At 64.0% G+C, this 21,554-nt stretch carries 20 protein-coding genes; 8 read left to right on the plus strand and 12 right to left on the minus strand.

The window, feature by feature from the left end; all coding sequences use genetic code 11:
- Positions 1 to 75 precede the first annotated feature (75 nt).
- Both AB0H22_RS02605 and eccCa read right to left on the minus strand, forming a co-directional pair.
- Positions 76 to 1,455, minus strand: coding sequence for a type VII secretion-associated protein (locus tag AB0H22_RS02605; protein ID WP_358146018.1), 1,380 nt, complete (start codon positions 1,453 to 1,455; stop codon positions 76 to 78).
- The gene (gene eccCa, locus AB0H22_RS02610; RefSeq protein ID WP_358144556.1) at positions 1,452 to 5,432 is read right to left on the minus strand and encodes a type VII secretion protein EccCa; all 3,981 of its coding nucleotides are present in this window, start codon (positions 5,430 to 5,432) and stop codon (positions 1,452 to 1,454) included. Before eccCa ends, AB0H22_RS02605 begins: the two co-directional genes overlap by 4 nt.
- Before the next feature lie 246 nt (positions 5,433 to 5,678).
- Here eccCa and eccD point away from each other — a divergent pair, with 246 nt between their 5' ends.
- Both eccD and mycP read left to right on the plus strand, forming a co-directional pair.
- Positions 5,679 to 7,214 carry a type VII secretion integral membrane protein EccD gene (eccD, locus tag AB0H22_RS02615; protein ID WP_358144558.1) on the plus strand — a complete coding sequence of 512 codons (1,536 nt, stop codon included), beginning with the start codon at positions 5,679 to 5,681 and terminating at the stop codon, positions 7,212 to 7,214.
- Entirely contained in the window at positions 7,211 to 8,653 is a 1,443-nt protein-coding gene (mycP, locus tag AB0H22_RS02620) for a type VII secretion-associated serine protease mycosin (RefSeq protein ID WP_358144560.1), read from the plus strand. Before eccD ends, mycP begins: the two co-directional genes overlap by 4 nt.
- A 19-nt stretch (positions 8,654 to 8,672) precedes the next feature.
- On the opposite strand, the gene eccB is transcribed toward mycP, so the two are convergent.
- Entirely contained in the window at positions 8,673 to 10,151 is a 1,479-nt protein-coding gene (gene eccB, locus AB0H22_RS02625) for a type VII secretion protein EccB (RefSeq protein ID WP_180748630.1), read from the minus strand.
- Between the two features lie 199 nt (positions 10,152 to 10,350).
- Here eccB and eccE point away from each other — a divergent pair, with 199 nt between their 5' ends.
- Positions 10,351 to 11,985 carry a type VII secretion protein EccE gene (gene eccE / locus AB0H22_RS02630; protein WP_180748631.1) on the plus strand — a complete coding sequence of 545 codons (1,635 nt, stop codon included), beginning with the start codon at positions 10,351 to 10,353 and terminating at the stop codon, positions 11,983 to 11,985.
- A gap of 17 nt (positions 11,986 to 12,002) precedes the next feature.
- Here the strand turns inward: eccE and AB0H22_RS02635 are convergent, their stop codons facing one another.
- A complete protein-coding gene (locus AB0H22_RS02635) occupies positions 12,003 to 12,557 on the minus strand; it encodes a CGNR zinc finger domain-containing protein (protein WP_180748632.1) in 555 nt (184 codons plus the stop codon).
- A gap of 72 nt (positions 12,558 to 12,629) precedes the next feature.
- On the opposite strand from AB0H22_RS02635, the gene AB0H22_RS02640 reads away from it, so the two are divergent.
- The 5 genes from AB0H22_RS02640 (at position 12,630) to AB0H22_RS02660 (ending at position 16,765) form a co-directional block, all read left to right on the plus strand.
- Complete coding sequence (locus tag AB0H22_RS02640) at positions 12,630 to 13,682, plus strand: EamA family transporter (RefSeq protein ID WP_358144563.1); 1,053 nt, start codon at positions 12,630 to 12,632, stop codon at positions 13,680 to 13,682.
- Between the two features lie 49 nt (positions 13,683 to 13,731).
- Positions 13,732 to 14,334 (plus strand): cutinase family protein, encoded by a 603-nt coding sequence (locus tag AB0H22_RS02645; protein WP_358146020.1) that lies wholly within the window; start codon positions 13,732 to 13,734, stop codon positions 14,332 to 14,334.
- 10 nt (positions 14,335 to 14,344) lie between these two features.
- Complete coding sequence (locus AB0H22_RS02650; RefSeq protein WP_180748634.1) at positions 14,345 to 15,334, plus strand: alpha/beta hydrolase; 990 nt, start codon at positions 14,345 to 14,347, stop codon at positions 15,332 to 15,334.
- A 132-nt stretch (positions 15,335 to 15,466) separates the two neighbouring features.
- A complete protein-coding gene (locus AB0H22_RS02655) occupies positions 15,467 to 16,006 on the plus strand; it encodes a cutinase family protein (RefSeq protein WP_180749705.1) in 540 nt (179 codons plus the stop codon).
- A 42-nt stretch (positions 16,007 to 16,048) separates the two neighbouring features.
- Positions 16,049 to 16,765, plus strand: a complete 717-nt coding sequence (locus AB0H22_RS02660) for a cutinase family protein (RefSeq protein WP_180748635.1) — start codon at positions 16,049 to 16,051, stop codon at positions 16,763 to 16,765.
- Positions 16,766 to 16,778: 13 nt separating this feature from the next.
- Here AB0H22_RS02660 and truA read toward each other — a convergent pair whose 3' ends face one another.
- The 8 genes from truA to infA all read right to left on the minus strand — a co-directional run bounded on the left by truA (position 16,779) and on the right by infA (position 21,359).
- Positions 16,779 to 17,666 (minus strand): tRNA pseudouridine(38-40) synthase TruA, encoded by an 888-nt coding sequence (gene truA / locus AB0H22_RS02665; protein ID WP_358144565.1) that lies wholly within the window; start codon positions 17,664 to 17,666, stop codon positions 16,779 to 16,781.
- Positions 17,667 to 17,668: 2 nt separating this feature from the next.
- Positions 17,669 to 18,229: a 50S ribosomal protein L17 gene (rplQ, locus tag AB0H22_RS02670; RefSeq protein WP_358144567.1), complete on the minus strand. Its 561-nt coding sequence runs from the start codon at positions 18,227 to 18,229 to the stop codon at positions 17,669 to 17,671.
- 59 nt (positions 18,230 to 18,288) lie between these two features.
- On the minus strand, positions 18,289 to 19,341 hold the full coding sequence (locus AB0H22_RS02675; protein ID WP_180748638.1) for a DNA-directed RNA polymerase subunit alpha: 1,053 nt from the start codon (positions 19,339 to 19,341) through the stop codon (positions 18,289 to 18,291).
- A 78-nt stretch (positions 19,342 to 19,419) separates the two neighbouring features.
- Positions 19,420 to 20,025, minus strand: a complete 606-nt coding sequence (rpsD, locus tag AB0H22_RS02680) for a 30S ribosomal protein S4 (RefSeq protein ID WP_078297681.1) — start codon at positions 20,023 to 20,025, stop codon at positions 19,420 to 19,422.
- A gap of 16 nt (positions 20,026 to 20,041) precedes the next feature.
- Positions 20,042 to 20,461 (minus strand): 30S ribosomal protein S11, encoded by a 420-nt coding sequence (gene rpsK / locus AB0H22_RS02685; protein ID WP_180748639.1) that lies wholly within the window; start codon positions 20,459 to 20,461, stop codon positions 20,042 to 20,044.
- 6 nt (positions 20,462 to 20,467) lie between these two features.
- Positions 20,468 to 20,842, minus strand: coding sequence for a 30S ribosomal protein S13 (gene rpsM, locus AB0H22_RS02690; protein WP_180748640.1), 375 nt, complete (start codon positions 20,840 to 20,842; stop codon positions 20,468 to 20,470).
- A gap of 153 nt (positions 20,843 to 20,995) precedes the next feature.
- Positions 20,996 to 21,109, minus strand: coding sequence for a 50S ribosomal protein L36 (rpmJ, locus tag AB0H22_RS02695; protein WP_003886927.1), 114 nt, complete (start codon positions 21,107 to 21,109; stop codon positions 20,996 to 20,998).
- Positions 21,110 to 21,137: 28 nt separating this feature from the next.
- Complete coding sequence (infA, locus tag AB0H22_RS02700; protein ID WP_003418601.1) at positions 21,138 to 21,359, minus strand: translation initiation factor IF-1; 222 nt, start codon at positions 21,357 to 21,359, stop codon at positions 21,138 to 21,140.
- Between the last annotated feature and the right edge of the window lie 195 nt (positions 21,360 to 21,554).

The following is a 21,554-nucleotide window of genomic DNA, read 5'->3' on the forward strand; positions in this document are numbered from 1 at the left end:
GTCCTTACAACTAGATACGATGGCCCCACCGCCAGATCGGTTCCATCTTTTTCAAAGTTTTTTTCAGCAATCTTGCTAGTTACCCGAATCAACCGCTTGCGCAGTTCTAACTACCAGCTCACACGCCTGCTGAACATCAGCATAGCTATCCTTCTTAAACTGACAGCCAACGCCTATTCTTAGCGCGTCGTCCAGCAGGACTGTCCAGGCAATGTCGTGGCCCTCCCGAACCTCGGTGTAAGTGACCGCAGGTCGCCCCATCTTGCGGTCATCGGCCGTGAAGTCCGTGAATACGCCTGACGGTTCCTTCTCCATGGCAGCACGGAGGGTTTCGGCGGCCGAGGCCAAGGTCTCCGTCGACTTCACCCGCACCTGGGTCATATGGACCATCGCCTCGGGATCCTTGGGAGAGATCACTTCGACCCGGGCTGATCCCGCGCCACCTGCGGGTATGCGCCTTACCGCCCACTCAGCGGGCACCATGAACTGCACACGCCCCTCAACCAGCAGCGAGGTCGCCATCACGGGAGTCGGTGGTGACGGTTGCCGCCCACGTGTGGACGCCACGGTCAACACAACACCCGTCACCACAATCGCTGCCGCCAGGCCAATCGCGGCAGCAGGCCACCACCTCGGCAGTCGCGACGCAGATCTCGCGGGAGCCGCGGGCGTCCACTCGGGCGCTCTGCCAACAGCGGGCTCGTCGGTGGGCTCATCGGTGGAGGCCGACACACGGGGAGCTCGGTTGACGTCGCGGAACACCGAATCCTCGGCAACCTGCGATACCCCAGGAGTCAACCCGATCCGGTCGACTGCATCGACGATCGCCTCCCCCATCTCGTTGTCGGTCGAATCGACGACAATCGCAGCGACCCCGGGGCGTCCGTTACGGACTATGTCCTCCACGGCGCGCGCCACCGCGCGTGCGACATCGGCGACGCTTTTGGTCTCCCACGACCTCTCTTCGAGATGACAAACCGCCGATGCCGGCTCACCGGTGGAGCCGCGTCCCACAACGGCTACCGCGACCTCAGTCGGCGACACCTCTACCACCACAAACGCCCGCCCCGATAAATCAGCACGCACACCACGCTCGGCGAGCGCGAGAGCTCGCGGCCGCAATGTCAGCGTGGCCGCCATCATCCGCGCAGCACTCGATAGCAAGGTGAGCCGTCCGGGGCTCCAGGTCGTCGGGTGGATCAGCAGCATGGAATCGAGGCGGACCGGCGCATTCTGGTCGGTAAGCAATGACTCGAACAACGCCGCCCAGAGCGCACGGGATGGAACCACCCGGCCGGGCAACAGGGCCATATCGTCATCGAGTGCGGCGACGGCCGACCGAATGTCGGTATGCCCGGCGACTCGGATGCCGTCCTCGGTTCGCGCCCGTACGGCGGTTTCGGTGACTTCGATCGCTACCCGCGTCCCTACCTGCGGGTCGCGATCCAGAATCACTGCGGATCGCTCCACGCAACTTGGATCAGTTGTTGACCACCCGTGCGCATGACCAAGGTGCCGCGGCCCGGCGGCTGATCACTCGGCCGAACCGTGCCGAGCAGGGCACCCTCGTCCTTGTTGCCGCTCATCTGCAGGCCGATGCAGGAGAGGTCCTTCATGCGCGCCATCACCGGCTCGAACATCGCCCGGGACGCGCCGCTGGTGCGGCGTGCGATGACGACATGCAGGCCAATGTCTTTCGAGTGGGGCAGGTACTCCGCCAGCGGCAGCAGCGGGTTTCCACTCGCCAGGGCCACCAGGTCGTAGTCGTCGACCAATATGTAGATCTCGGGGCCCGACCACCAGGACCTGTCACGTAACTCCTGCTGTGTGACATCCGGTCCCGGCATACGCGACTTGAGGAGCTCGATGAGCACCGGTATCTCATCCACCAGCGTGTTACTCGACATCGCGTACTTGGCCAGGTGCTCGGTCTCGACGACGCCGAGCAAGGTGCGGCGGTAGTCGACGATGAACAGCTGTGCTTGCTGCGGTGTGGTGGTGCGGACGATTTCGCGGCAGATAGTGCGCAGCAGACCCGTCTTGCCGCACTCGCTGTCACCGAAGATCATCATGTGCGGTTGCTCGCCGAATTCAAGGAGCGTCGGAGACAACTCGGTCTCGTTGACACCGATAAGAATCCGCAGGTTCGGCTTGTCGTTGGGCGGCGCCTGCGGAACCAGCGCGGCGTAGTCGACCTTGTGCGGCAGCATCCGAACTTGCGGAGCTATCGCCGAGCTGCGCTGCCGCATGCTTGCCGCCGCAGCGCCGATCGCTTCACCAAGCTCCTGATTCGACGAAACGCTATCGACGCGCGGCAGTCCGATGAGCATGTGCCGACGGTCGCGGGTAATGCCGCGGCCGGGTCTGCCATCTGGAACGAGCTGTGCCAGCTTGCGGTCGAAGTCCGAGTCCAGTGGATCACCGAGGCGCAGCTCAACGCGGGTGCCGATCTGGTCCTTGAGCGCCGGTCGAATCTCGGCCCACCGGGATGCCGTAACCACCGTGTGCACACCAAAGCCAAGACCCTGTGCCGCGAGCGCGGTGACCTGCGGCTCAAGAGCCTCGAACTCCTGACGGACTGTGGACCATCCGTCGATGATGAAGAACACATCGCCAAATGGATCGCTCGCGAGCTGGGGATCGCCAGCGCCCTTTCGCCGCCGGTACTCAGCCATCGAGTCGATTCCGTAAGCACGGAAGGCATTCTCGCGTGATCTGACGATCGTCAGCATTTCGGCGAACGTCCGCCGGATCAGGTCGGATTCCAATCGGCTGGCCACCGAACCGACATGCGGGAGCTGCGCCAGCGAGGTGAGCGTGCCACCACCAAAGTCCAAGCAGTAGAACTGCACCTGAGCGGGACTGTGCGTCACCGCAAGAGAAGTCACCAGGGTGCGCACCGCCATCGACTTACCGGACTGGGGCGCGCCCACGATCGCAATGTTTCCCGCAGCAGCGGACAGGTCGATGATGTACGGGTCGCGCCGCTGCTCGTACGGCCGGTCCACGATTCCGATCGGGACGGTCAGGCTGCCGACGGCATCGAAACCAGCGCGACCATGACGAGGAATCAGGTCGCCGAGCGTCGGCGACTCATCCAGTGGCGGCAGCCACACCTCGTGTGCTGGATTGCCGTGCCGCTCAACGCGATCGAGAATCGTGTCGATTACTGACCTGGCGGCCCCTTCGGCGACGGCCGGAGAGTCGTCTTCGACGATATCCGTGGTCCGTGACTGCAACACCGCGGGTGCCGCGGTGAAAAGCCGTGGTGACGCAGCAGCCCCGGTGGTAACGGTTCGACGTGTCGGCCCATAGGGCACATACGGACCAGACACATACGAGGTCTGGAACCGTATCAGCTCACCCGAGTCATCTTTGAGGTAGCAGGAACCCGGGGTATTGGGCAGGTGGTAGGCATCCGGCACGCCAATGGCGGCACGAGACTCGTTGGCCGAGAATGTCTTCAGACACAGTCGGTAGGACAGGTGCGATTCCAGCCCGCGCAGGCGGCCCTCGTCGAGACGCTGCGAAGCAAGCAATAGGTGAACGTGCAACGATCGACCCAGTCGGCCGATCGCCACGAACAGCTCCGCGAAATCCGGGTGCTGGCTTAGCAATTCGGAGAACTCGTCGACGATAATGAAGAGCGCGGGCAACGGCGACAGCGACGCACCCGCGGCACGGGCGCGCTCGTACTCGGTGACATTAGCGAAGTTGCCCGCGGCGCGCAGCAACTCCTGGCGCCGGTTCATCTCACCAGCCAGCGCGTCCTTCATACGGGACACCAGATTTGCCTCTTCGGCGAGGTTGGTGATGATGGCCGCGACATGCTGTGCCCGGTCCAGGCCGAGGAACGTCGCACCACCCTTGAAGTCGACGAGCACCAGGTTCAGGGCATCCGGTGAGTGGGTGGCGATCATCCCGAGCGTCAGCGTCCGCAGGAACTCCGATTTGCCCGAACCGGTCGCGCCGATGCACAGGCCGTGCGGACCCATGCCATTCTCGGCGGCTTCCTTGATGTCCAGCTCCATGGGAGTGCCGTCCACGGCGATGCCGATGGGTACCCGCAACCTGTCGCGCCCGACGCGGTTGCGCCACACTACTTCCGGGTTGAGCAGACCAGGATCGCCTATCCCCACGATGTCAGACCAGCGGGTGCTGACTTCGGTCTGGATCTGGACCTCGTCGCCACTTCCGGTGAGCACCCGGTAGGGCGCCAAACGCCGGGCGCAAGCCATCGCCTCGGTGATGGTCAGATGATCGGGATGGGCGAAGACCTCCGACCCCACATTGCCTTTGGCGCCGAGTCCGCGTTCGGTCAGCTCCAGCTGCATACCGCGGCGGGCCGCGAGCGGGTCCACCCTGGTACCGATCTCGACGAGGGTCACCGAATCGATGCCGTGATCGATGATGAGGCGTTCGGAACCGATCAGCGTGCCACTGTCGACAACGATGAGAATCTGCGGCCGGTCGGGAGACGGCTGTGCGGTCCGCGAGAACCGCTCACGCTCGGTGATCAGCGATGCCAACGACTCCTCGACCTCACCCAGCGAGTGGTAGACCAGTCGGGATGTGCCCACACCGTCGAACGCAGTCGGATGCTGGGCGTGTGGAAGCCATTTGAGCCAGTCCCAGTGCGGCGCCGCATGCCGGTTGACCACTGCCGCGACCAGAAATTGGTCGGGCCCGTGGAACATTGCCAGCTGACAAATCATGGCGCGCAACATACCTCGCGCCACCTCGGGTGAGCCGTCGATGGTGACGGCCGCGAAACCTCTCAGGTTCAACGCGATTGGAAGCTCAGGCACCAGCGAGTGCGTCCGCACGAAACGGCGCAGCGCTACGGAGGCCACCGGCTCCAGTTCTTCGACCGGACCGATCTCCGGCGCCACCAGCTGGGCGGCGAGCCGCTGGTCCCCTACCCCGACGCGAACATGGCAGTAGTCGCTGTCGCCGGGACGCCGCTCCCACATGCGACGGCCCCCGGCCAACGTCCACAGGGCGGAGGGATCCGGGTTGTTCCAGAGCAGGGCCTTGCGCTGAGCGCCGCCGGTGTCGGTGACGTTCTTGCGCACCACCTCGAGATACCGCAAGTAATCCTTGCGGTCCTCGTTGATTTCGCTGGTCTTGGCTCCCTTGCCGCCGCTGTTGGACATCATGCTGACCATCGAGACCATCATCATGATCGGGAACATCATCATCATCGGGCTGCGCATCATCCCACTGCCCGCACCGCCGCCCAAGCTCCCCGAGGTAATGAAGAAGGCGACCATGCCCACCATCGCGACAACCATGACCACCGGCATGATCTTGGCGATGATCGGCGACGGCACCGGTCGCGGAATCTCCGGCGGTGGCTGCACATTGACCTCACCACCCGGCACCCGAGGCACCGCAAGCCGAGGTCGACGAATAAAGATTGTGGTGTTCACCCGACGCCCTCCGGTTCCCCCGCGTCACATCTCGTGGCAATCTGCCGTGTCCACGCTACCGTCCAGCCCACGGCGGGCTACAGGATAGGGCCGTTATATCCGGTGCCGCAACGAATTCGCAGACAAGATCGCCGGACCCGCTGGTAATACGATCGATGGCTGCCCGGTTGCGCCGAACCGCTGGCGGCGCTCAGCCGCGTTCGGCTAGTGTGCATGCGCAAAGATCAACGACCGTGGGGGCACAGAATGACACATGCGCAGTCGGGCGCCGAGCAACGTTCGGCGGTTCTCGAACTGTGCCGCGTTTCCATTCAGGCTGAGCGCACTCAGGTCGACTTGGCGCTGCCGACGAGTGTCCCGCTGGCCCTCTTGGTCGGTTCGATCGTCGACATCATCAACCAGCATGTCGGTGTCCCCGAGCTGACCAGCCCGGAGGACGCCGTCGAAACGCATTGGCGGTTGTCCCGGCCTGGTCAGCCACCACTGCAGATGTCCAGCACCCTTGGGGAGCTGGAGGTCCGCGATGGCGATCAACTGATTCTCACCCAGTCTGATGTCGCTGCACCGGATCCGCTGTTCGACGATGTCTTCCTCGCGGTGTCCACGTTCCGGACCGTGTCGGCACATCCATGGAGCCGGACGGCCGCCCGAATACTCGGCGCTTCGGTATGTGGGCTGGCCGCGTTACTCGGTGCGACCGCGCTATTACGCGCCGGCGCCACCAATCCTGGCTTGCTCCTTCCGATCATCGCGGTGGCGATCGCGCTTGTGGCAATCACCGCCGCGGTCTTTGCGAACAGGGTGTACGACGACCCGCTCGCCTCCGTGATGCTGAGCCATTGCGCTGTCGGCTTTTCGGCGGTGGCTGGAGCTCTCTTCGTACCCGGAAAGTACGGCGCTCCCCACGCGATGCTGGCGCTCATGGTGGCGATGGTCGTGTCCATCCTCGCCATGCGCGCAACCGGTACCGGCACAATGTCACTGATTGCGGTGGCTTCGGCATCACTTCTCGGGTTCGCCGCAGCGCTGGGTTACGTGCTGTTCGAACCCCCCATTTACGGCCTTGGGGCCGCGCTCGGCGCCGTGGGAATCTGCGCGGTGGCGCTGTCACCGCGCGTGGCGATGGTCCTCGCCCGGCTTCCCCTGCCCCCGGTACCCACACAGGGCGCACCATCTCGCCCGGAACATTCCACAGCTCCGATCGAAGCGATCGAGGGTCTCGACGGACTCGATACCGAGGGTGACGACGTCGAGGACGCGACGGCACTGCCACCGCTGCCCGACCTCCGCGAGAAGGCCCTCCGGGCGCACGCCGTGCTGACCGGATTGGTGTGTGGAACATCCGCTGTCACGGCAGTAGGCGCCGTGCTTGCGGTACTGACATTCTCCGGGGCGGGGACCCATCACCCCATCGGTGTGCACCGTTTCAGCGGTCTTGTGCTCGCGGGATTGATCTCGTTGGCGATGATGCTTCGAGCACGCTCGCATGCTGACCTCGCACAAACAGTGGCCATCAACCTGGGCGGCTTGGCCATTCCGGCAGCGGTATTCGCGTTCGTCGCCGTCGCCTACCCGACGGCCGCGGTGTTCACCACCGCATTGGCGGCGATCGCGGCCGGTTCAGCCATCGCACTTGGCTTCCTGGTGTCGGCACGTAAGTACTCACCCGTCTCGCGCCGAATGGTGGAGATCATCGAATACATTGCGTTGTCATTGATTGTTCCGGTAGCCGTGTGGGTGTGTGGCGTGTACAGCGCCGTGCGGGGATTGAACCTGCCATGAACCTCGGCGTGGCCCGCCGTACCGCCATCGCTGCAGCCGTTGTGATGTTGGCGATGTCATCGCAGTTGGCTACTGGTTCCGTGCATGTGCTCGCGACGGCTCACGCCTTTGCACCGCTCCCAGTCGACCCGAGCATGCTGCCCGGCCCGCGCCCTGCCGCCCCGATCGAGCCCACCGAGCAGAAGGAATTGTGCCGATTCCCCGGCATCGATCCCAAGCGTGACCTCAACAAGGTACCCACGCAACAGCGTGGACTGGACCTGCCGTTGGTCTGGCAGCTGTCGCGCGGCAGTGGCCAGACGGTCGCTGTGATCGACACCGGTGTCGCACGCAGTCCGCGGCTGCCACCGCTTATCCCTGGCGGCGACTACGTCTTCGAGGGCGGCAACGGGACTCAGGACTGCGATGCCCACGGCACCATCGTCGCCGGAATCATCGCGGCCGCACCGGATCCCACGGGGGCGAGCGCGTTCAGCGGCATCGCACCGGACGTCAGCCTCATCACCATTCGCCAATCCAGCGCGAAATTCGCCGTGAAAAACAAGGGCGGCGGAAACGACCGGGATGATCCCTCCAAGATCAGCGGCGTCGGAAATGTGGACACCCTGGCGATGGCGGTACGCACTGCCGCGGATCTCGGCGCGACGGTCATCAATATCTCCGAGGTGGCATGTGCCTCCGCCAAGCAGTTTCTGGATGACCGACCGCTGGGCGCCGCGCTGCAATACGCCGTGGACGTCAAGAACGTCGTGGTGGTCGTTGCCGCGGGGAATGTCGGCGACGGGCAGTGCAAGAACCAGAATCCGCCCCCGGATCCGGCCAGGCCCAACATCCCGGACTGGGATGCCGTCCTGGAGACGGTGAGTCCGGCCTGGTACAACGACCTCGTCCTCACGGTGGGCTCGATCGGCCCGGACGGGCAACCATCCAAGTTCAGCCTCGGCGGCCCCTGGGTCGACATCTCCGCTCCCGGCGAGGACATCATCTCGTTGGATCCCAACCGTGATGCGCTGACCAATGCCTACATGGGCGAGCAGGGTGCGGTGCCCATCCAGGGCACCAGCTTCTCCGCGCCGGTCGTCAGTGGCGTTGTCGCGCTGGTGCGTTCACGCTTCCCTCAGCTGAGTGCGCGTGAGGTGATGGACCGCATCAAGAACACCGCGCACCGGCCGCCCGGTGGCTGGGACCCGTATCTGGGCTTCGGCGTAGTGGACGCACTCGCCGCGGTCAGCGATGACCTCGCCACCACCAGTGATCTCGCGCGGGCCAACGCGGCCAAGAAGCTGCAGCTGCCTCCCGCACCTCCGCCTCCCGACCCACGACCGCGACACGTAGCCCTCATCGGAATTGCGGTATGCGCAGCATTTCTGGCTGCGGCACTGGCCATGCTGGCACCGGTTCGCAGACTCCGACAGGGCCGGAGCGACTCCCCCGACTAGCACTCTGTTAACGCGCGACTTACGACGGTGCTTGCGCCGATGTCGACGGGTTGATCGCCAAACCTGTCTTGTCGGGCGGCATTCCATCGTGCACGACGAGGGCGTCTTCCTTGCTCAGCCGCGGTCCGGGCGGCAGCAGCCCAACGATCGGCCACGGTGCGGCGACGGGTTCGACGGTGAGCCCCAGCGCTTTCGCAGCCTCGAGATTTCCGATACCGAAGCGCACACCGGTATCGAGAACGAGGTACAGAGATTCGGCGCGCCCGGTGTCTCCACCGAGACCGGTGGAGCGCACGAAAGCGCTTCGCGCGGGCGGAATGTAGGCCGTGTCGACGTTGGGGCCTTCCTTGTCTGCCTGCGCCAACACGACCGGCACCTGATCGGTCTTCAACGGCAGCGAATTCCCCAACAACAGTTTGGTGGCGGCATGCTCCTGCGTCTTTTCCTGACCAGGCTTCCAGCTGCTGCACAGCACCGACTTCTCCGGCACGTCGACAGTCTTACCCGCACGCTCCGGGAACGTCTGCACCGCAAGCAGATTGAGGCTGGGGTGCCCCGAAATCACGTCGGGCGCGACGGTAACTATGTCCTGCGCCCCCTGAGAATCGGAGAACCTGATGAGATCCGCGGTGACCTCATTGACACGTTGCACCCCGCTAGCGAGCACGACGTAATACTCGGCCGAATCCGCCCGGCTCATCTTAATGACCGATCCCACTCGAACTCCGGCGGTCGTGATGGGCGATGGCGCGCCAGCATCCGGGATGGGCGGCGGTGCGACGGCCGGCATCTCGGGAATGGCATTGAGCACAGACATCGAAATCGGTCGGGGCGTCACACCTTCCAGCCGCAGCGCACGGGTCACCGCGGGGTTCGTCAGGTCGACCGCCGCCCGCTTGCCGTCGTAGAGCAAGTACATCTGGCTGTTAACCGTCACCAGGGCGTACCTATCCTTCGGCATCTCCTGGTTACCGTTCTCCAGGGTCACCTTGCCCGCGATCACAGTGGTGGTGACAGTGGAGCTCGGTGGAGGCGTCGAGACATCGCAGACCGTCCAGATGGTGTCGTCCCCTGTTAAGGGACCCGGAATCGACGCCGGCGCACCGGGAATCCCGACCAGCGGACCGCGTCGCGCCTTGGCCAGTTCGGAATCCTTGACCGGCTTGGGGTTCTCGTTGTTCCCGGAGATCAACCGAGCCGATGCCAGATTGAGTGCGGGATGCAGCGTGTCCTGGATCCGGACATAGACCGCTCCGGTGTCCTTGGCCATGACAATGGGCTGGTCACCCAGCGGCATGTTAGGGCGAAAGAACGCCAAGATCGCGCAACCGGCAACCATCACAGTGGCCAGCGCAATACCGACCGTGAGCGAGCTCGACTGCGACCGCATCGGATCGTGAATCATTCGGACGTCACGGCGAACCAGTGCATGCTCCATGCGCCGCACCAGGAACCGGTACCCGCTGACCTGCAGCCGAGTGGTCGGTTGTCGCGCCATCGTCCCCCCTCCGTGAAACTCGGGTCTACGGCCTATTGATGACCGTCTCGGCCGACCCCGATCGTGTTAGATCCTACGTACCGGCCACACGGGCCTGCAGCCTATTGCAATACTGGGCAACCACGATAGGTTGCGGGTGGCAACCGCGGTGATCGAGTCGGGTCAAGCGTTGCGTTACGGCGGGACAGAAGGGGGAAATGTGACCTCGAGTGGGGCGGCTCCGACACAGGTACGTCGGGCCACGATGCCGATCCAGATCATGGTGGTTTCACAGCTGCTGATTCTCGGCGCAATCCTCGTTTCATTGCTGTTCGGCTGGCCGTGGTGGGCTGCGCTGTTGATAGCGATCGTGTCGTTGGCGCTTGTCCTCGGCCGATGGGGAGGCCAGACCGTCAGACATTGGGCCGTCACCGGTTTCAGGTATCTGACGGGCCGCACCTACCGAAGCTCGGGCAGTATCGCCGATACCCCGAGCAGCCAGGACAGTTGGACCGGAACCCGTTGGGAAAACGGCAAACTCATCACGGTGCTGGAAATCAGCGCAACCCAGCGCCATCCCTCGGTCATCACCCCGGATCACTGCGCGACCGACTCCCTCGTACCGCTTCGTGTGCTGCGGGAGTGCATGCAGCAGAACGATATCGAGCTCGAAAGCATCGACGTCATCAGCAACGGCCAGCGCACCGCGCAGGGCACGGTCTTGCGCGGTGGCTATGACCGGCTCGTGGGTCCCCTGCCTGCCGTTGCCATTCGCACCGTGTGGGTGGTGCTGCGGTTCGACCCCGGCGCCAATGTGGACGCGGTATTCCGTCGCGGAGGTGGGCGGCGCGGTGCGGAAAGATGCGCCGTTATCGCCACTGCACGCGTTCGACGGGCCTTGGCTGCGTCACACTGCAGCAGCACCATCCTGCAGGCCGGACAGATTCACCGAATCAGCGCCGAGATGCTCCGCCAATATGCGGGCGCGCCCATGCATGAGGAGTGGAGCGGACTCATGCTGATCGACTCGTACAACGTCGCCATGGGCATTGACCCGTGGTACATCACCGATGCCACGCTGACCGGATTGTGGGCCCGGCCAACGCTGGAGACCACGGTGACGGTACGAGTGCGCCCCGCCGCGAAAGGCCGCACATCGGTTGGCGCGCTGGTCCGGTGGGCCACCGACGAACAACTCCCGGTACGCCGTTCCACCGGAATGACCTCGCTCAACGGCAGCCAACGCGACGCGTTCTTCGCCGGACTTCCCGTGGGCGCCATCGGTTTGGAGTACCTGACACGCAGCATCGAGATGAGCAACGAGGAGCTCGACGGTATACATCTGCCGACATCCGGCTGCGGACAGTTGATTGGATCGGACATGTCGGGCCGGGCTATCGCGGCGCGGTTGTCCGGACTCGGTGTACATACCGTGGTCGTACGTGCCGAGCTCTACGTATGCCAGCAGGTGGTACTCCGATCGGTGGCGGTCGGTGCGCTCGCCGTCGTCTACACCGACCGACCACACATGTGGGATGTCATGGTGACCTCAATCGGTGACGCCAACCGCATCCAATTCGCCAGTGGCCCAGGATTTATCGACCCCCGATGCACTCTGGCGGTGGTGGACGGCATGCAGCCGACCGCGCTACCGAGCAACTGCACGGCCCTGCACATCATCAGCAGCGAGTACGACGCACTTCCGGCCCGGCCCGATGTCATCATCGACCAACCCAATGGGTACGGCGACCACATACTTCTCACCGCGGGCGCTGAAACCATCCAGGTCCGCCTGGTCACCGTGAGCGACGAGCTCGCCTACTTGGGCCGGCCGATACAGGCCTACGCGCAGTAACTTCGCGCCGGCGGCCGCTAGGGCTCGTCGCGCATGCGCTCCCGGTAGGCGGCGACATGCTGGCGGTTGCCACAGTTTCCGGTATCGCAGAACATCCGGGACCTGTTACGCGACAAGTCCACCAAGACGGCGTCGCAGTCCGGGGCGGCGCAGGTCTTCAGACGCCGCTGCTCCCCGGTGCGCATCAGGTCAGCGAACACCATGGCGGTCTCGGCACCGAGGCGGTCCGCCAGCGGCGCATCACTGGCAGCCATGTGCAAGTGCCAGTCGGGCTCTTCGACGTGCCGGGTGAGCCACGGCGAAGCGTGGGTATCGGCCAGCAGCGCGTTGACCTGCCGGACCACGTACTCCTCGTCGTTGATATGCGCCCAGATATCGCCCAACCGCATACGTAGCACCTTCACGGCGTGAAGCTCGGCCTCGTCGCCGTCACGCCTACCCGTCCAGCCGTACCGGTCGAGCAGCGGCGGTAACGCCACCAGATCCGTGAGCAGCTCCCGATCATTGCGCGCAGTGTTGATCAGTTCTGCGGCGGACCGTAGCCCCTGCTCTGTGTCATGAGTGAAAATCATTTGACACCTGACACCCTTCATGTCTATGGTCATGACCGTATTCAAGTTTACTCATGACACGTGGGAGGTGCGGTGAACGACAGGGCCACTTTCCGAACTGGGCTGGTCCTCGCCATAGCCTCGGCCGCCACCTTCGGGTTTTCCGGCCCCTTCGCCAAGTCACTCATGGCTGCCGGGTGGTCGCTGACGGCCGTGGTCACCGCACGCTTGGCCACCGGTGCCGCAGTCATGATCGTGGCTGCCTGCATACTGGCGCCAGGATGGTTCTCCGAGGCTCGTCGTCACGCCAAAGTCGTTGTGCTCTACGGCATCATTCCCGTCGCGGGCGCCCAGTTCTGCTACTTCGGCGCGGTCAGACACATGTCGGTGGGAGTCGCGATGCTCCTCGAGTTCCTGAGCCCCATCCTGGTAATCGCGTGGACATGGCTTTACACACGGCAGCGCCCGCGCACCCAGGTGCTCGCCGGGGCCACTCTTGCGCTGGCAGGAATGCTGTTGGTACTCAACATCTTCAGCGGCGCACGCGTAGAGCCCGCGGGTGTGCTGTGGGGACTGGGCGCGGCGGTATGCGCCGCGTACTACTTCATTTCGTCGCACCGCGCGGGCGGCAAGGCACAAGGGCTGCAACCCATCACGTTGACCACAAGCGGTCTGCTCGTCAGCACCATCGCCGTGAGCGGCTTCGCGCTCACCGGGCTTATGCCCACGACCTTCTCCGCACAGGACGTTCAGGTCGCCGGTTGGCATGCGCCGGTGTACGTACCCATCCTTGTGCTCGGGGTGGTCACCACGGCGATCGCCTACCTCACCGGTATCGCTGCCATTGCCCGGCTCAAGCCAAGTTATGCCTCGTTGATCGGCCTCACCGAAGTGCTGTGCGCGGTAATCGCGGGCTGGGTGCTGCTCGGCGAGACCATCGCACCCGTCCAGTATGTGGGCGCCGCAGTCATTCTCGCGGGACTCGTGCTCGCACATCAGGGCGGGGACAGACAATCGCACTCCGAATCCAATGCAGCGAAGAACACAGCATCGCGACCTGCAGGAATGAAATCACATGGCAACGACAGCGAATTATCCGTAATCTCAGCATGTGACGCTACAACCGAATCCACGCCCAGCCAGTAAGTTCCTCACCGCCGCCGCTCGCGCGGCGGTTGTTTCGGTTGCGGCCATCATGTTGACCACTGGTCTGGCGGCAATTCTCCCCGCCACCGCTTCGGCGGCATGTCCCAATGTCGAGGTGTCCTTCGCCCGCGGACGCAGCCAACCGCCCGGACTCGGCGACATCGGCGAGGCCTTCGTCGGCGCGCTGCGCAATCGTGTCAAGAACATCAATGTCTACGCGGTGCGCTATGACGCCAACACCGACGTGGGTGGCGGCGCCAACGACCTGAGCGCACACCTGCAGCAGACCGCCAACAACTGCCCCGACACCAAACTCGTCGTCGGCGGCTACTCGCTGGGTGCGGGCGTGGTCGACACCGCTCTGGGTTTTCAGGGCCCGGTATCGATCGGCGACTTCTTCAACTTCAGCAACCCGGTTCCACCGGAGGTGGGCGACCACATCCGTGCGATCGTCACGTTCGGCAATATCGTCAACCGCTTCGCCCCGATCCAGAATCTGGCCGGCGCGTATGGAGATCGGGTTCTTGACCTGTGCAATGACGGCGACCCCGTATGCATGGGTGGCGATAACGACAGCTGGAAGTCCCACACCTCATACCCGACGGCGCTGATCAACCAGGCTGCGGACTTCGCGGCAGCCAGAGTGAACTAGCCTCGCCGGGGTGACTGTTTCCCAGATCACCCACCGTCAGCTGTCGGTCAATGGAATCGACATGCATGTCGCCGAGCAGGGCGAAGGCCCGGCGGTCGTTCTATGCCACGGCTTTCCCGGACTCTGGTACACCTGGCGCCACCAACTGGCCGCACTCTCCGCGGCCGGATATCGGGCGATCGCACCGGATATGCGCGGATACGGACACACGACGGCGCCGCGGGACGCTACCGCCTATGACCGCGGCACCACCGTCAACGACCTCGTCGGCCTGTTGGACGCCCTGGATCTGCAGGACGCGGTGTTCTGCGGACACGATTTCGGGGCACATCTGGTGTGGGACATGCCTGCCTGGGCAGGGGATCGAGTCTCTGCCCTCATCCAGCTGTCGGTACCGCGCACCCGGCGCCTCCCGGTGAAACCCAGCGTCGGCTTCAAATATCTTGCGTCGCAGCACTTCACACACCTGGAGTACTTCCAAGAACCCGGAGTAGCGGAGGCTGAGCTCAACTCGCAGCCAAAGGCGTTCTTAGCCGCGCTATTCAACGCTCTCAGCGGCGCCAACCGTTATCTGGACTGCTGGGCCTTCCCCGCCTACGCGGACGGTAAGCGCAACGGTTATCTGGACGTATTGCCCGGCCCCCCTCCCCTGCCGTGGAATTGGCTTACCGACGCAGACCTGGACTACTACGCGAATGAATTCGCGCGGACAGGGTTCACCGGCGGACTCAATTGGTACCGAGCGGAGGACCAGGTGTGGGCCCAGAACGAGCACCTGCACGACGTGCCGATCAACGTGCCGGTGGCATTCATCGCCGGATCGGCCGACCCGGTCCTGGAAATGCTCGGCCGCGACCCGATGACCGCGATGGCCGATCTCGTTCCCGGCCTGAGGTCCGTCCTGATCGTCGAGGGTGCCGGCCACTTCGTCCAGATGGAGCAGCCGGGCGCGGTCAACGGCGCGATGATCGACTTCCTCGGAGCGCTCCTGCCCAGGTGACGAGGGCCATACCGCACCGATATGACAGGTAGGTTGACTTACCCGTAGCATTCGCGTGTGACGACGCACAATGCTGTTTGGCCTGCAATCTTGCACATCCGGCGGTGGGGATACCTGGTCGCCGCTCTGCTCATGTTCACCGGCGTGCTGACGGTGTCGAACCCGGGCACCGCAACCGCCGACCCTTGCGCCGCAGTTGATGTCTCCTTCGCCCGCGGCCGCGATGAGCCGCCGGGCCTCGGCCGTGTGGGGGATGCTTTCGTCGGAGCGCTGCAGAACAAGGTCGGCAGCTTGAGTGTCTATCCCGTGAACTACAGCGCCGGTCTGCTCTCCACCGGGGAAGGTGCCGACGACTTACGCGGCCACCTCAGCGAGATTGCGGCATCCTGCCCCAACACGAAACTCGTCATCGGCGGCTACTCGATGGGAGCGACTGTGGTCGACGATGTCGCCGACAGTCCACCACCGGGGATCAGAGGGGTCGCGACATTCGGGAACGTCGCGCGCCGCGAGGGGCAGATGTCCGGCCCCCTTGCTGGGCGATGGATCGACCAGTGCAACCCCGGCGACCCCGTCTGCGATAGTGGCGGGCGTTCCTGGACCGCACATCAGACCTACGAGCAGACCAACCTGCCCGCCCAGGCCGCGTCCTTCGTGGCAGGCAAGCTCTAAAAAAGAACAACGCGCGGCCGCGTCGCCCCGTAATATCAGGGCGTGACCACGCATCGGCGGGGCACGAGGGTCGGCGTGGTCCTAAGTTTTCTTGTCCCCTTGACGATCTTTGCGCTGTCAGGGGTGAATGTTGTTGGGCTCGTTCATGCGATCCCTACCGCTTCGGCGGATCCATGCTCGGATGTCGACGTCTCGTTTGCGCGCGGACGTAAGGAACCGGTCGGTCTGGGCCGGGTGGGCGACGAATTCGTGGATTCCCTGACACCACGCATCACTGCGACCGGAGCCACTATGAACGTCTACCCCGTCAACTATGACGCGGGGATCTTCTCGGCCGGCGGCGGGGCCAATGACCTGAGCAATCACCTGCAGTCGGTCGCGGCGAGCTGCCCACGAACCAAGTTCGTCATCGGCGGGTATTCGATGGGCGCCGAAGTGATCGACACGATCATCGGTGTCCCGAATGTCGGTCTCGGGTTCAGTCGTCCTCTGTCAGCGTCGGTAGGCGACCGTATCGTCGCCATCGCGACATTCGGAAACGCAACGCACCGAACCGGTGGACCATTAAGCGGCATTGCCGGCGTATACGGCTCGCGCGCAATCGATCTCTGCAACCAGGGAGATCCCATCTGCATGGCCGGACCAAATAACAGCTGGGACGCTCACACCTCGTACGAGCGCACCGGATTGCCCGCCGAGGCGGCAGCTTTCGTCGCATCGAAGCTCAACCGGCACGGCGAAAGCGAGCCCACCGAATAGGGGTTAGCCCGCACTAGTCGACCGCTGGCCTAACCCGTATGTCGCGGGTGATCAACACGCGTGCCGCCATCTGATTGTCCGGCGGATAGTCGACGCCGACCAGCGTCAGTCCGCGCGCCGGTGCGGCCGCGAAATCGCTTGAACGCCTTTCATTCTTCAGCAGGTCGGCACACCACTGCACCGATCGCCTGCCCTCCCCCACCGCCAGCACGGCACCCACCAGTGAACGCACCATTGACCAACAGAAAGCATCGGCGCTCACGCGTGCGGTCAGCCGAGGCCCGTCGGCCGCCCAATCGAATCGCTGCAACTCACGGATGGTCGTAGCGCCTTCACGGTGGCGGCAGAACGCCGCGAAATCGCGTAACCCCAACAGATTCCGCGACGCCTCGTTCATCGCATCCACGTTCAGCGGGTGGTGCCACCCGACGACATCATGCCGCTCCAGGGGCAGTACACCGAACAGCGCGGTGGAAAACCGGTATTCGTAATGGCGTCGCAGCGCGGAGAACCGGGCATCGAAATGTGCTGGGGCCCGCGAGATATCGAGCACCCGTACGTCATTGGGCAGAAACCGGGACAGCCGACGAATCAACAGATCAAATTCGAGGGCATCCGCAGGCCGGGATCTGCCGAGGATTCCCGGGAGCTGTGTCGCAGGGATATCGATATGCGCTACCTGTCCGGTCGCGTGCACTCCCGCGTCCGTGCGCCCGGCCGCATGCAGCGACACCGGCTCCCGCACGATAGTCGTGAAGGCCTCACCCAGCACGCCCGCCACGGTGCGCTGGCCTACTTGAGCCGCCCAACCCGCGAATCCGGTTCCGTCATAGGCGATATCGAGCCGTAAACGAACAAGCCCGCCATCAGAGATGGCGGGCTTGTTGTCAGATGTGACCAAGATCAGGCCTTCTTGTCTGCGTCCTCAACATCAGAAACCTCAGCCTCGGGAGCATCCGCCTCGTCAACCTCGGCCTCAGCCTCAGCCTCGGCAGCGGCATCGTCCGCGGTGTCGGTCTCGACCTCGACGACCTCTTCTACAGGAGCTTCCTCAGTCGCCTTCGCAGACCCAACCCGGCGAGCCCGGTCGGCCTCGGAGGTGACCGTCTTCTCCTTCACCAGCTCGATGATCGCCATGGGCGCGTTATCGCCCTTGCGGTTCTCGACCTTGATGATGCGGGTGTAGCCACCGTTGCGATCGGAGTAGAACGGACCGATCTCCGCGAAAAGGGCGTGCACGACGTCCTTGTCGCGGATCTTCTTGAGCACCTCGCGCCGGTTGTGCAGATCGCCCTTCTTGGCGTGGGTGATCAGCTTCTCGGCGTACGGCCGCAGCACGCGGGCCTTGGTCTCGGTGGTCTTGATCCGACCGTGCTCGAACAGTGCGGTGGCCAGGTTCGCCAGGAGCGCCTTCTGGTGCGAAGACGATCCACCGAGCCGGTGACCCTTTGTGGGCTTGGGCATTGCAACTATCTCCTATTCGGGGCCGGCCCCCGTATCAGGTAGGGCCGGGACGGATTGTGTTAGAGCTGTTCGGTTTCGGCGAAGTCCTGGTCGCCATCGAAGTCGTACGAGGCGCTGTCCGACCACGTGCCGGTGGCGACGTCGTATCCGGCGACCTCGGACGGATCAAAGCTGGTCGGGCTGTCCTTGAGAGACAGGCCAAGCTGATGCAGCTTGATCTTCACCTCGTCGATGGACTTCTGACCGAAGTTGCGGATGTCCAGCAGGTCCGACTCGGTGCGGGCGACCAGCTCGCCGACGGTGTGCACACCCTCGCGCTTGAGGCAGTTGTACGAACGGACGGTCAGGTCCAGGTCCTCGATGGGCAGCGCGAACGAGGCGATGTGGTCTGCCTCGGCCGGCGACGGCCCGATCTCAATACCCTCGGCCTCGACGTTGAGCTCGCGTGCCAGACCGAACAGCTCAACCAGCGTCTTACCGGCCGAGGCCAGCGCGTCACGCGGGGTGATCGAGTTCTTGGTCTCGACGTCCAGCACCAGCTTGTCGAAGTCGGTGCGCTGCTCGACGCGGGTGGCGTCCACCTGGTAGGTGACCTTCAGCACCGGCGAGTAGATGGAATCGACGGGGATACGACCGATCTCGGCACCCGAGGCCTTGTTCTGCACGGCCGGGACGTAGCCGCGACCACGCTCGACGACGAGCTCGATCTCCAGCTTGCCCTTGTCGTTCAGGGTCGCGATGTGCATGTCCGGGTTGTGCACGGTCACACCGGCGGGCGGCACGATGTCACCGGCGGTGACGGCGCCCGGTCCCTGCTTGCGCAGGTACATGGTGACGGGCTCGTCCTCTTCCGAGGACACGACCAGGCTCTTGAGATTCAGGATGATGTCGGTGACGTCTTCCTTCACCCCTGGAACGGTGGTGAACTCATGCAGCACACCGTCGATCCGGATGCTGGTGACGGCCGCGCCCGGGATGGACGACAGCAGGGTGCGCCGCAGCGAGTTGCCCAGGGTGTAGCCGAAACCCGGCTCCAGGGGCTCGATGACGAAGCGCGACCGGTTTTCGGCCAGCGTGTCCTCGGACAGGGTGGGTCGCTGAGAAATCAGCATGGTGTTTCTCTATCTCCTTCTCGGCACCCGCTATTTGATGCCGGTCAAGTGGGTCTGCAGCAGAATCGCTACAGACGATTACTTCGAGTAGAACTCGACGATCAGCTGCTCGGTGAGCGGCACGTCGATCTGGGCGCGCTCGGGCAGCTGGTGCACGAGGATGCGCTGGCGCTCGCCAACGACCTGCAGCCAGCCCGGGATGGGCCGGTCGCCCGCGGTCTCGCGTGCGACCTCGAACGGCAAGGTGTTCAGCGACTTTTCCTTGACGTCGATGATGTCGTACTGCGACACCCGGTAGCTAGGCACGTCCACCTTCACGTTGTTGACGGTGAAGTGGCCGTGGCTCACCAGCTGACGTGCCATCCGTCGGGTGCGGGCAAGGCCTGCCCGGTACACGACGTTGTCGAGGCGGGTTTCAAGGATCTGCAGCAGCTGCTCACCGGTCTTACCCGAGTGCCGGTTGGCCTCGGCGTAGTAGCGACGGAACTGCTTCTCCATCACGCCGTAGGTGAAGCGAGCCTTCTGCTTCTCCTGCAGCTGGGTGCGGTATTCGCTCTCCTTGACCCGCGCGCGACCATGCTGGCCGGGGGGGTAAGGACGCTTCTCGTACGCGCTGGAGCCACCGACGAGGTCGACGCCCAGACGACGGGACTTGCGAGTGACGGGTCCGGTATAACGAGCCATTTAGTTCAAGCCTCCCTTAGACCCGGCGCCGCTTGGGCGGACGGCAACCGTTGTGCGGCTGTGGAGTGACATCGGAAATCGCGCCCACCTCGAGGCCAGCGGCCTGCAGCGAGCGGATGGCGGTCTCGCGGCCGGAGCCGGGACCTTTGACGAACACGTCGACCTTCTTCACGCCGTGCTCCTGTGCCTTGCGAGCCGCGCTCTCGGCAGCCAGCTGTGCGGCGAACGGGGTTGACTTACGCGAACCCTTGAAGCCGACATGGCCGGAGGACGCCCAGGCGATCACGTTGCCCTGCGGGTCCGTGATCGAGACGATGGTGTTGTTGAAGGTGCTCTTGATATGCGCAGCGCCGAGCGGGATGTTCTTCTTTTCCCGACGACGGGTCTTCTGCGCCTTCTTGGGGCCGGAACCGGCGCCCTTCTTTGGTGGTGCCATTGCGGGTTACCTGGCCTTCTTCTTGCCGGCGATGGTGCGCTTGGGTCCCTTGCGGGTACGCGCATTGGTCTTGGTCCGCTGACCGCGCACTGGCAGGCCACGACGGTGGCGCAGGCCCTGGTAGCAGCCGATCTCAATCTTGCGGCGGATGTCGGCCTGGACCTCGCGGCGCAGGTCACCCTCCACCTTGAGAGAGGCTTCGATGTACTCGCGCAGCTGAGTCACCTGATCATCGGTCAGGTCCTTGCTGCGCTGCTCGGGGCTGATACCCGTGGCGGCCAGGATCTCCTTGGAACGGGTCCGGCCAACGCCATAGATATAGGTGAGCGCGATTTCCATACGCTTATCGCGCGGTAGGTCAACGCCTACTAAACGTGCCATGCGGCAGTTCCTCTTTCATTCAACGAAGGTCTGTTCCCAGTCCGCCCCCTCTAGGTTGGGGCCCCGGCCTTCGTTCCGGGGGTGTCTGACCAGCGATTCCGGTCAGTGGTTCTGGGAGGTCATCATTCAGTTGTTGCTGGCTGGCTGTTACGCCTAGCCCTGCCGCTGCTTGTGGCGGGGGTCCTGGCAGATCACCATGACGCGCCCGTGCCGGCGAATCACGCGGCACTTATCGCAGATCGGCTTGACGCTCGGGTTGACCTTCACGTTCTTCGATCCTGTCTCGCAGTTGTAGTTACTTGTACCGGTAAACGATCCGACCGCGGGACAGGTCGTAGGGAGACAACTCCACCACCACTCTGTCCTCGGGCAGGATGCGGATGTAGTGCTGCCGCATCTTGCCGCTGATGTGGGCGAGCACCTTGTGTCCGTTCTCCAGCTCAATGCGAAACATCGCATTGGGCAGGGGTTCGACCACCCGACCCTCGACCTCGATGGCTCCGTCTTTCTTAGCCATATCCTCCGCGATTCTTATTGCCTGCTCCGGCTATCGCCGGCATGACACGGCAAACCCTTACCGACCCTCGAAACGTGAGCCGGTGACAGGAAAATCCAGGACTGGGCACGCACATAGTCGGCACGTAAGCCGCACCGTTGGTCAAGGGTACTCGCGTAACGCCCCCAAGCCAAACTGGCCAAGAGTCCGGTCAGT

The organism is Mycobacterium sp. NPDC050853 (assembly GCF_040653875.1).
In the GTDB taxonomy this organism is placed as follows: Bacteria; Actinomycetota; Actinomycetes; order Mycobacteriales; family Mycobacteriaceae; genus Mycobacterium.